Origin of the sequence: Streptomyces sp. yr375 (assembly GCF_900110755.1) — a bacterium.
Classification (GTDB): Bacteria; Actinomycetota; Actinomycetes; order Streptomycetales; family Streptomycetaceae; genus Streptomyces.
In genome coordinates, this window is record NZ_FOFF01000018.1 from 135996 (window position 1) to 146823 (window position 10828).

General features: G+C 71.5%; 9 protein-coding genes. 5 read left to right on the plus strand and 4 right to left on the minus strand.

Annotated elements, in window-relative coordinates:
- Positions 1-24 precede the first annotated feature (24 nt).
- A complete protein-coding gene (locus BMZ82_RS19795) occupies positions 25-1833 on the plus strand; it encodes a GMC family oxidoreductase N-terminal domain-containing protein (RefSeq protein ID WP_093777534.1) in 1809 nt (602 codons plus the stop codon).
- Between the two features lie 105 nt (positions 1834-1938).
- Here the strand turns inward: BMZ82_RS19795 and BMZ82_RS19800 are convergent, their stop codons facing one another.
- Together BMZ82_RS19800 and BMZ82_RS19805 are read right to left on the minus strand one after the other, a co-directional pair.
- The gene (locus BMZ82_RS19800; protein ID WP_093777536.1) at positions 1939-2991 is read right to left on the minus strand and encodes an LPXTG cell wall anchor domain-containing protein; all 1053 of its coding nucleotides are present in this window, start codon (positions 2989-2991) and stop codon (positions 1939-1941) included.
- A 626-nt stretch (positions 2992-3617) separates the two neighbouring features.
- The gene (locus tag BMZ82_RS19805) at positions 3618-3914 is read right to left on the minus strand and encodes a chorismate mutase (protein ID WP_093777538.1); all 297 of its coding nucleotides are present in this window, start codon (positions 3912-3914) and stop codon (positions 3618-3620) included.
- Between the two features lie 307 nt (positions 3915-4221).
- Here BMZ82_RS19805 and guaA point away from each other — a divergent pair, with 307 nt between their 5' ends.
- On the plus strand, positions 4222-5802 hold the full coding sequence (guaA, locus tag BMZ82_RS19810) for a glutamine-hydrolyzing GMP synthase (RefSeq protein WP_093777540.1): 1581 nt from the start codon (positions 4222-4224) through the stop codon (positions 5800-5802).
- Positions 5803-5832: 30 nt separating this feature from the next.
- On the opposite strand, the gene BMZ82_RS19815 is transcribed toward guaA, so the two are convergent.
- The gene (locus tag BMZ82_RS19815) at positions 5833-6306 is read right to left on the minus strand and encodes a pyridoxamine 5'-phosphate oxidase family protein (RefSeq protein ID WP_093777542.1); all 474 of its coding nucleotides are present in this window, start codon (positions 6304-6306) and stop codon (positions 5833-5835) included.
- Between the two features lie 190 nt (positions 6307-6496).
- On the opposite strand from BMZ82_RS19815, the gene BMZ82_RS19820 reads away from it, so the two are divergent.
- The gene (locus BMZ82_RS19820) at positions 6497-7291 is read left to right on the plus strand and encodes a class II aldolase/adducin family protein (RefSeq protein WP_093777544.1); all 795 of its coding nucleotides are present in this window, start codon (positions 6497-6499) and stop codon (positions 7289-7291) included.
- On the opposite strand, the gene BMZ82_RS19825 is transcribed toward BMZ82_RS19820, so the two are convergent.
- Complete coding sequence (locus BMZ82_RS19825; RefSeq protein WP_093777546.1) at positions 7288-8193, minus strand: DUF4429 domain-containing protein; 906 nt, start codon at positions 8191-8193, stop codon at positions 7288-7290. The two genes, BMZ82_RS19820 and BMZ82_RS19825, sit on opposite strands and share 4 nt — an antisense overlap.
- A gap of 203 nt (positions 8194-8396) precedes the next feature.
- Here BMZ82_RS19825 and BMZ82_RS19830 point away from each other — a divergent pair, with 203 nt between their 5' ends.
- Together BMZ82_RS19830 and BMZ82_RS19835 are read left to right on the plus strand one after the other, a co-directional pair.
- Positions 8397-9686, plus strand: a complete 1290-nt coding sequence (locus BMZ82_RS19830; protein WP_093777548.1) for a hypothetical protein — start codon at positions 8397-8399, stop codon at positions 9684-9686.
- Between the two features lie 341 nt (positions 9687-10027).
- The gene (locus BMZ82_RS19835; RefSeq protein ID WP_371271265.1) at positions 10028-10549 is read left to right on the plus strand and encodes a DoxX family protein; all 522 of its coding nucleotides are present in this window, start codon (positions 10028-10030) and stop codon (positions 10547-10549) included.
- Positions 10550-10828 lie beyond the last annotated feature (279 nt).

A 10828-nucleotide genomic window follows, 5' to 3' on the forward strand; every position in this document is an offset into this window, starting at 1 on the left:
CACCGTTCCCCACGAGGAGACCCCGTGTCCCAGGACGCCTACTCCGATGCCGATGCCGATGCCGGCTCCTACGACTACGACGTCATCGTCGTCGGCTCGGGCTTCGGCGGCTCGGTGACCGCCCTGCGCCTGACGGAGAAGGGCTACACCGTAGGCGTCCTGGAAGCCGGCCGCCGCTTCACCAGAGACTCCCTCCCGAAGAACTCCTGGGACCTCAGGAACTACCTGTGGGCTCCCCGGCTCGGCTGCTACGGCATCCAGCGCATCCACCTGCTGGGCAATGTCATGGTGCTGGCAGGCGCGGGCGTGGGCGGCGGCTCCCTCAACTACGCCAACACCCTCTACATACCGCCGAAACCTTTCTTCGACGACCCCCAGTGGCGTGACATCACGGACTGGCAGGCGGAGTTGAAGCCGTACTACGACCAGGCGCGCCGCATGCTCGGCGTACGGCTCAACCCGACGACGACCCCCTCCGACGTGCATCTGAAGGCGGCGGCGGAGCGGATGGGCGTCGGCGACACCTTCCACATGGCGCCGGTCGGCGTGTTCTTCGGCGACGGCGAGGACGCCGGCGGATCGGCGAAGGCGGCCCCCGGCGAACAGGTCGCGGACCCCTACTTCGGCGGCGCGGGGCCCGCCCGCAACGCCTGCACCGAGTGCGGCGAGTGCATGACCGGCTGTCGGCACGGCGCGAAGAACACCCTGAACGAGAACTACCTCCACCTCGCCGAACGGGCGGGCGCGGTCGTGCACCCCATGACGACGGTCGTGTCGATCACCGACGACTCGCAGGGCGGCTACGCGGTCACCACCCTCCCGACCGACAACCGGCGCGGCGGCGAGGGCCGGGTCTTCAAGGCCCGCCGGGTCGTCCTCGCCGCCGGCACCTACGGCACCCAGACCCTCCTGCACCGCATGAAGGCGGGCGGCCAACTCCCGTACCTGTCCGAGAAGTTGGGCGAGCTGACCCGCACCAACTCCGAGGCCCTGGTCGGCTCCCAGACCACCGACCGGCGCTACCGCAGGGCGACGGGCGCGCCGAAGGCCGACTTCACGCGCGGGGTCGCCATCACGTCGTCCATCCACCCGGACGAGAACACCCACATCGAGCCGGTCCGCTACGGCAAGGGCTCCAACTCGATGGGCGGCCTGTCGATCATCCAAGTCCCGTACGCGGAGGGCTCGTCGAGGGTCGCCGGCTGGCTGGCGAACGCGGCCCGCCACCCCGTCCTCGTCCTGCGCTCGCTGTCCAACCGCCGCTGGTCGGAGCGGACCATCATCGGCCTGGTGATGCAGTCCCTGGACAACTCGCTGACGACGTACCTGAAGCCGGACGGGGTCGGCAAAGGCCTGCTGACGGCACGTCAGGGACACGGCGCCCCCAACCCCAAGCAGATAAGGGCCGCTTCGGAGGCCGCGTCGGCGATCGCCGCCGACATCAACGGCTTCGCCGGTTCCAACGTGGGGGAGTTGATGGGCACTCCGCTCACCGCCCACTTCCTCGGCGGCTGCCCGATCGGCGACTCGCGCGAGACGGGCGTCATCGACCCGTACCACCGCCTCTACGGCCACCCCGGCATCTCGGTCGTCGACGGCGCGGCGGTCTCGGCGAACCTGGGTGTGAACCCGTCGCTCACGATCACCGCCCAGGCCGAGCGCGCGATGTCGTACTGGCCGAACAGGGGCGAGCCGGATCCGCGCCCCGCGCAGGGAGCGGCGTACGAGCGGCTGAAGCCGGTGGAGCCGGTCAGCCCGGCGGTCCCGGCGGGGGCGTTCGGCGCCCTGCGCCTGCCGTTCCTCGGCCTGCCGACGGTCCCGCCGAGGCGGTAGGGCGGCGGCGGACGGTCGGTACGGCACGTGCCACCGGCCGGGAAATGAGCGAAGGGACCTGCGCCCCCCTCCGAGCGCAGGTCCCTTCGCTGGTCTTGTCGCGCGTTACGCGTGCGTGCCGACCTTGCGGCGGCGGACCGCGAACACCGCGCCGGCGCCGGCCACCACGGCGACCCCGCCGACCAGGCCGATCATCGGCAGCGCGGAGTCAGAACCGGTCGAGGCGAGGCTGCCGCTGATCGGCTTGGCGCTGCCCTGCGGCTTGGCGCCGTCGGTGGGCTTGTCGCCGTTCGGCGTGGCGTCGTCGACGTCGCCCGCGTCGCCGCCGGCGGCCAGGATCTCGACGTCGTAGCCGTCACCGTTGCCGTAGCAGGCGGAGCCCTCGCCGGCGTAGATGGCCTCGCTCAGCGCGAACGAGGAGCCGGCCGGCGCGGACGCCTTGACCTTGACCCGCATTTCGAGCGTGCTGGAGGTGCCCTTCGCCAGCGAGTCGAGCAGACCGGTGAAGGAACCGGTGACGTTGACCTGCTTGCCGTGCTCGTCCTCGTAGGAGTCCTGGTAGCCGTCGGTCCACTTGCCGTCTTCCTTGACCTGGATGACGGCGAGGCCCTCGGACAGCCACTCGTCCTGCTCGTCGCCGTACTCCATGAACGTGTCGATGTACACGTTCTTCAGGTCGTGGTCGGAGCCGTTCTTGACGACGAACTCGAAGTCGTGCCAGCCGGAACCGGCGACGATCTTGCCGGGCAGGCCCTTGATCCGGGCCGTGAGCTTCTCGTCCAGGTCGAAGGACTTGCAGTCCGTGAACGGGTCGAACCCGTCCTCGCTCGCACTGGCCGACGGGCTCCCCGACGACGTCTGCGACGCGGACCCGGACGGCGACGAGCTGCCGGACGGGGAGCCGGAGGCGCTCCCGCTCTGCGAATCGGACGGCGACCCCGACGGTGACGAGGTGCCGGACTGGGACTCGGAGGCGGACGGGCTCGAGTCGCCCGAGCCGGACGGCGAGGCGGAGGCGCTGTCCGAGGCGGACGCGCCGGCCGACGGCGAACCGGTCTCCTCCGCGAAGGCGGCGGGCGCGGACAGCAGCGCGAGCGGCGCGACTGACGCGATGACCGCCGTGGCGGCTGCGGCGACCATCGTGCGGCGAAGCTTCATGCAGACCTCGTGGAACTGGTGGGGAGGCCTTCCGCATGGGGGTGTGGGAGTGGGCCTTGTGTCGCTAGGTGTGACAGGCGAGGCCCATGAACAGTTGCCCTCGGCTCACAGGATCTTTATGTGGCGCGCGTCACAGACGTACTCGATGGCGTACTCGGTGTGGTGCCCGGACATGACGAAGGGCCTCGCGGGACGGAACCGCGAGGCCCTTCGTCATCGTCAGCACCGGCGTCAGGGCAGCGCCGGTGCCGGGGAGCGGCGCCGGGGGGTTGCGCCGCTGGCTAATGGGTGCTTTCTACGCATCGTGCTGGATGAGCCCGGCCCCCGCAACCGTTTGACCCGGCTCTTGTGCGTTTCTCGTGCATTTTTGCGATTTTTCGCCGGTCGGCCCCGGGCGTCCCCGGGACCGACCGTTCTCTCGGGCGACCGGGCTGCTGTCCCCTGCGGTCCGGTCGACCCGTCCGGAGCGAGGTCCCACGACGCACGGCACGATCCGTGCGTCTCATCGCTCCATCGAGCCACGCGTGGTTTTCTTCCTGGCCCGCACCTGGCTGGCGCGGACACGGGGACCAACGAGGCCGCCCGTGTCGCGGTCACGCGCCGTACGGGTGAGAGACGGCCCGAACTCAGATGCGGCCTCGGGACAGTTCGAGGAGCGTCATCGCGAGGGCCGTGCCCGGCTTGCCGAGGGCCTCGCGGTAGTGGTCGAGGATCTCCATCTCGCGGGAGAGGTTCACCCGCCGCCCGCCGGAGGAGATCCGCGCCTGCTGCACGACGGCGGAGACGGCCACCCGTTCCTGGATCAGACCGATGATCCGGTCGTCGATCGCGTCGATGCGCTCACGGGCACCGGCGATCACGTCGGTGGCAGCGGCGGCAGCGGGGGTGGTCGGGTCGATGGCAGTCAGGTCGGTCGTGGTCATGGGGGCTCCTGTGGTGAGTACGGGTGCCCCGGAGCGGCAGGACCGGGAGAAACGACAGGCGCCCCGGGCCTTGTCGGCCCGGGGCGCCTGGGAAGTCGCTTGTCAGTTGCTCAAGCAGCACGACCATGGCAGCCGGTGGGCCGGCAGCCATAGGTAAAGGCGAAGGTCGTGGGCGTAAGCATGGGGCCAGTATGCCACGGCGATTCCCCGGTGTCCGGGGCCGCGCCCCGGGGACGGGACCGGTCCCACGTCCACCTCGGTAGAATTGGCCAGCACAGAGACCCCGCCCAACCGCCGGAAGGCCCCCGTGTCATCAGCGACCCCCGCTGCCGCCGCCCCCGACACCGTCCTGGTCGTCGACTTCGGTGCGCAGTACGCCCAGCTCATCGCCCGTCGAGTCCGCGAGGCGCGGGTCTACAGCGAGATCGTGCCGAGCACCACGCCGGTCGAGGAGATGCTCGCCAAGAACCCGGCGGCGATCATCCTCTCCGGCGGCCCCTCGTCCGTGTACGAGGAGGGCGCCCCGACCGTCGACCGCGCCCTCTTCGAGGCCGGCGTCCCCGTCTTCGGCATGTGCTACGGCTTCCAGCTCATGGCACAGACCCTCGGCGGCACCGTCGACAACACCGGCGCCCGTGAGTACGGCCGTACGGAACTGCACGTCTCCCGCTCGTCCTCCACCCTCTTCGAGGGCACCCCGGCCGAGCAGGCCGTGTGGATGTCGCACGGCGACGCCTGCTCCGCCGCCCCCGAGGGCTTCAGCGTCAGCGCCTCCACGGACGTCGTACCGGTCGCCGCCTTCGAGAACGACGAGAAGCGGCTGTACGGCGTCCAGTACCACCCCGAGGTCATGCACTCCACGCACGGCCAGCAGGTGCTGGAGCACTTCCTCTACCGGGGCGCGGGCCTGACCCCGTCCTGGACCACGGGCAACGTGATCGACGAGCAGGTCGCCGCCATCCGCGAGCAGGTCGGCGACAAGCGCGCCATCTGCGGCCTCTCCGGCGGCGTGGACTCGGCGGTCGCCGCGGCCCTCGTCCAGAAGGCCATCGGCGCGCAACTGACCTGCGTCTACGTCGACCACGGTCTGATGCGCAAGGGCGAGACCGAGCAGGTCGAGAAGGACTTCGTGGCCGCGACCGGCGTGCAGCTCAAGGTCGTCGACGCGGAGGAGCGCTTCCTCGCCGCGCTCGCCGGGGTCTCCGACCCCGAGCAGAAGCGGAAGATCATCGGCCGCGAGTTCATCCGCGTCTTCGAGCAGGCCCAGGCCGAGATCATCGCGGACGCGGGTCCGGCGGTCGAGTTCCTCGTCCAGGGCACGCTGTACCCGGACGTCGTCGAGTCCGGCGGCGGCACCGGCACCGCGAACATCAAGTCGCACCACAATGTGGGCGGCCTGCCGGAGGACCTCGAGTTCCAGCTCATCGAGCCGCTGCGCAAGCTGTTCAAGGACGAGGTCCGCATGGTCGGCCAGGAGCTCGGCCTGCCGGAGGAGATCGTCCAGCGCCAGCCGTTCCCCGGCCCCGGTCTGGGCATCCGGATCGTCGGCGAGGTCACCAAGGACCGCCTCGACCTGCTGCGCGACGCCGACGCCATCGCCCGCGAGGAGCTGACGGCCGCCGGTCTCGACCGCGAGATCTGGCAGTGCCCGGTGGTCCTCCTCGCGGACGTCCGCAGCGTCGGCGTCCAGGGCGACGGCCGCACCTACGGCCACCCGATCGTCCTGCGCCCGGTCTCCTCCGAGGACGCGATGACGGCCGACTGGTCGCGCCTGCCGTACGACGTCCTGGCGAAGATCTCCACCCGGATCACCAACGAGGTGCGCGACGTCAACCGCGTCGTCGTCGACGTGACGAGCAAGCCGCCGGGCACCATCGAGTGGGAGTAGTCCCGCCGGTGTCCCGTCGGTCCGTGGCGGTCACGTCCGTTTGAGAGTCCGCACCGGCTCTCCGGGCCGCCACACCTGGGCGACGAGATACGTGTCGTCCTCGACGTAGGTCCGTACGACCTCCGTCAGCTCGGTGCGGAAGAGGTGGAACGGCTGCGGCGGTTCCACCTCTTTCACGTACGCCGCCCTCGCCTCGCCGTCCGTCACCTCGACGGCCCGGCCGGCGATCCGGACGTCGCCCCCGCCCATCCCGGTGCCCTCGCCGGGGTTGGCCTGGAGGCAGAAACGGGGGTCGCGGCGCAGGTCGAGGGCCTTCAGCGAGCCCGGCATCATGCCGAGCCACAGCTCACCGCCGAGGAAACGCACCTCGATGCCGGTGGTACGCGGGGAGCCGTCCTTGCGGAGGGTCGCCAGAACATGGTGCGTAAAGGCCCCGAACCGGTCCTCGGCAAGCCGCGCGAACTCGGGCTCCACGGCGACGAAGGCCGCCCAGTCGACTGTCATACGGCGAGTGTCCATAGGACGAGCGTTCATGTGGTCAGCGTTCATGTGGTCAGCGTTCATGTGGCGAGTGTGACGCCGATACCCGACATCCTCTGGATCTTTCGGCAGGTTTCCGAGCCCCGGCCCTGCCCTTTTGCGCTGACCGACGGTAACTTTCCGCGTCGTCACGCAACCCAGTGCTGGAGGACCGATGCACGGGCCCACACCGCCTGCCCCGCTGCCCATCGACCGGCTGCAGTTCGCGATGCCGCCGACGCACGACTCGGTGGAGGACGAACGCCGGCACCGCAAGGAACGGCTGGCGGGAGCGGTGCGGATCTTCGGGCGGCTCGGCTTCGAGGACGGCGTCTCGGGGCACATCACCGCCCGCGACCCCGAGTTCAGCGACTGCTTCTGGGTCAACCCGTTCGGGATGCCCTTCAAGCACGTCACCGTCGGCGACCTGGTGCTGGCCAACGCCGACGGGCAGGTCGTCGAGGGCCGCTACCACGTCAACCAGGCCGCCTTCACCGTGCACGCGCAGGTGCACGCCGCCCGCCCCGACGTCGTCGCCGTCGCCCACTGCCACTCGGTCCACGGCCGCGCCCTGGCCGCGCTCGGCGAACTGCTCGACCCCCTCACCCAGGAGAGCTGCGCCTTCTACGAGGACCACGCCCTCTACGACGCCTACACCGGCGTGGCCGTCGACGCGGAGGAAGGGCGGCGCATCGCGGCGGCGCTCGGCTCCCGCAAGGCCCTCGTGCTGCGCAACCACGGGCTGCTGACCGTCGGCGACTCGGTCGACGCGGCGGCCTGGTGGTTCCTGTCGATGGAACGCTCCAGCCAGGTCCAACTGACCGCCCGGGCGGCGGGCCGGCCGATCCTGATCGACCACAAGGCGGCGACATCGACCCGGGAACAACTCGGCGGCGACCTGGTGGCCTGGATCAACTACCAGCCCCTCTGGCAGGACATCAGCCGCAGCGAGCCCGACCTGCTGACCTAGTCGCCCTGGAAACCCCGCAGGACGACGGCCTTCGTCCTCGCGAACTCCTCGCCCGTCAGCACACCGTCCCGGTGCAGCTCACCCAACTCGCGGAGCCGGCGCAGCAGTACGTCGTGGTGGCCGCCCGCGTCCGCGTGCCCGTCCGTGCCCGGGTGTCCGTCCGCGTCCCCGGGCTCCTGCCCGGTGCGCGTGCGGGCGTAAGGGTGCGGGAGCCGGGCGGTGACCGCGGTCGCCACCAGCGCCGTCAGCAGGTCGCGGCTCACGTTGCCCCACAGATCCAGGGCGTACGGGTCCTTCTCGGCCGGCAGTTTCGAGAACACCGTCTCGCGGGTCACGAAGCGCAGGAAGCCGTCCTCGTAACCGGAGTTGGGCAGCCACTCGACCCGCACGAGGTCGCCGATGCCGATCACGCGCGGCCCGGTCGCCCGCTTCACCCGGTCCGAGGTGTCCGCCCAGTCGACGCGCACCTGCGTGCCGTCGAAGGAGACGGTGCCGTCGGAGGACCGCACGGACACCGGCACCGGCGGACCCGGCAGGAGGTAGGCCGCGGTCGGCTCGTGGGGGATCTGGTCGAGCAGCAGCGCGTGCCGGATCTCCTCGGCGAGGTACTCGGCGACCCCGGAACGGTCCACGTCCACGGTGAGCCGGTAGGGATCGGCCGGGTCCGGCAGCCGCCCGCCGGTCGCCTGCAACAGCGGATCGGCCCCCTCGCGCAGCCGCATCCGCAGCCGGCCGCGCCTGCGTTCGCTCTCGTAGACGATCCCGGCGACCGCCTCCAGAGGCACCGAGATCTCCCCGTACGTCTGCCGGAACAGCGGCACGGAGCGGTGCAGCCCCGGCGTGATGCGGACCGTCGTGCCGTCGAAGGCCCAGGTCCCGTCACGCTGGATGATCTCGGCCATACGCGAATTCTCGCAGCCGGGTCAACACGGCCCGCCCCGCTTCACCCGCCCCTGACCAGACCTACCGGAACCGACAGGGTGTGCCGTAGGGCACAATTCGCTGTCATCACAGGGGAGTTGTTCACAGGGTGGCGGCAGGGGTCCGTAACGGGTTCTCCAGGGCCGCCATCCGATCGAGTCGTGCGGAAAGGCAGGCGTCGGACGTGGCGGTGCAGGAGGCGAGACAGGGCGTGGCCCCTGGCCCGGGGGCGGGCGCGCACGAGGGCGGCTGCACCTGCGGGGACTGCCCGCACGGGGCGCGCGAGGGACACCGGCGCGCGGTCGCCGAGTTCCTGCTGAGACGGGACGAGTTCGCCGCCGGACAGGGTCTGCCGACCGCCGTCGCCCACTCGGCCTCCGCCTCCCGGCAGTGGGTCTCCGAGGAACTCACCCAGTCCGCGGAACTCGTCGCCGACCGCGGGCGCGCCGAGGGCGGGGCCTGGCTGGCCCGCCTGTGGCTGCGCACGGCGGTCACCGTGTGGGTGACGGTCGTCGCACTGCTCCTCGTCCAGTCCCTGACCGCCATCGGCGCGGGCTGGACCGCAGCCCGCACCGCCGGACTCCTCGCCGCGCTCGTCGTCGCCGGCGCGCTGACCGCCGCCTCCTGGTTCCACCGGGCACGCGGCGGGGCGCTCGCCCCGGTGATCGGCGAGGACAACCGCCTCTCCACCTCCCGCGCGGTCGCCGCCGCCTGGGTCCTGCTCGTCGCCTACGCCGTACTGGTCCTGGTCGGACGGCTCGCCGCCGCCTCCGGCCACGCCGAACGCGACGCCCTGATCGCCGGGCTCGACCTCGCCCGCGGCGCCGGTGTGGTGACCGTCCTCGCCGTGGTCTGCGGCATCGCCGTGCTGGTGCGCCGGGTGGTCGGCCTGCGCGTCCTCGCCCAGCGGCTGCAGAAGGTCCGCGCCCACCGCCCACGCGCCGCCGACTTGCTGACCGACGACTCCGGCCGCGGCACCTTCGCCGACATCCAGTACGTCGTGATCGGCGCGGTCGCCCTCGTCTTCGCCGCGGTCCGGCTGGCCCGCCGCCCCGACCAGCTCCCCGACCTGCCCTGGGGCCTGGCCGTCGTGGTCCTGGTCTCGGCCGCGACCTACCTCGCCGGCAAGTACGCCGAGGGCGGCCGGCCCGTCATCCTCTCCGTCGTCCGCTCCCGCGAGGCCGGCGACCTCGACGCCCCGATCCGCACCGGCGACGACATCGAGATCCGCGGCGCCGGCTTCGTCCCGCCCGGCGCCCAGAGCGCCGACCGCCTCTCCCGCATGGTCGTCCGCATCGGCCCGGTCCATGTCCACGTCCCCCTCGTCCCGGTCTCGGGCGGCTTCAGCAACCCCACCGACGCCGTCCTCACCGTCCCCGTCCCGGCGGACGTGGAACCGGGGCGGGTCGAGGTCCAGGTCGTCACAGCAGCGGGAGCCGAAACCAACCGCTACGCGATCGACGTGACGGAGTGAAGGGGGAGGGGGGAACGGGGTAGCCGGGAGAACGGGTAGCGCGGAGAACGGGCGGTGGGGCAAATAGGCGGTGGGGCGGACGGGCGGTGGGGCAAATAGGCGGTGGGGCGGACGGGTGGTGGGGCGGACAGGTGGGTGGGGCTATCAGGCGGTGGGGTGAACAAACGGTGGGGCGGACGCGCTGGGCCGGGTGAACCGGTGGGACAGAACACCCGTGCTGACGACTGGTGGGACGGAGAGCCCGTGCCGGCAGTTGAGCGCACCCCCCATTTCGTACGTATGGTCTGTTGAGGGGTCCCACCACTGCGGGCGAGAGGCGGCTACGGGCGATGACTCACAGCATGCGGACGGATACGTACCCCCCTTACCTCGACGGCGGCGGCCGTGGCTGGCGGGACACCGCCACCCGGTACGCCCTTGTTCCCCTGCGCATCTTCCTCGGCGTCACGTTCATCTACGCCGGCCTCGACAAACTCACCGACAGCGCCTTCCTGAAGGACAGCGGCGCGGGCTCCATCGGCGACACCATGCGTGCCGTCCGTGACTCCTCGGCCATCCCGGCCCTGGTCGACCTGTCCCTGCACAACCCCGTCGGCTTCGGCTACGCCATGGCCTTCGGCGAGCTCGCCGTCGGTATCGGCGCCCTGTTCGGCCTCCTCACTCGCATCGCCGCGCTCGGCGGCGCGCTGATCTCGCTCAGTCTGTGGCTGACGGTGAGCTGGGCCGCGTCCCCGTACTACTACGGCAACGACCTCGCCTACCTCATGGCCTGGCTCCCCCTCGTCCTCGCAGGCGCCCCCGTCCTCTCCCTCGACGCCGTCTGGCGCAACAGGCGCCGCCAGCGGCTGGGAGGCCTGGACTAGCGCCCCGCTAGGCTGGCCCCCGGCCGGTGCCAGCCCTTGCCCAATCGGCCCCCGCCCGGTCGGCTCTTGACCGGTCGGTCCTTGCACGGTCGGTCTTTGTCTGGCAGGCCCTCTCCCGACCGGTCCTTTCCCGGTCCGTCCCTCGTCCTCTCCGGCACGCCGACCGGGCTGTCGTGTGCTCCTTTGCGGCCCTGCGGCCCTGCGGCCCTGCGGCCCTGCGGCCCTGCGGCCCTGCGGCCCTGCGGCCCTGCGGCCCTGCGGCCCTGCGGCCCTGCGGCC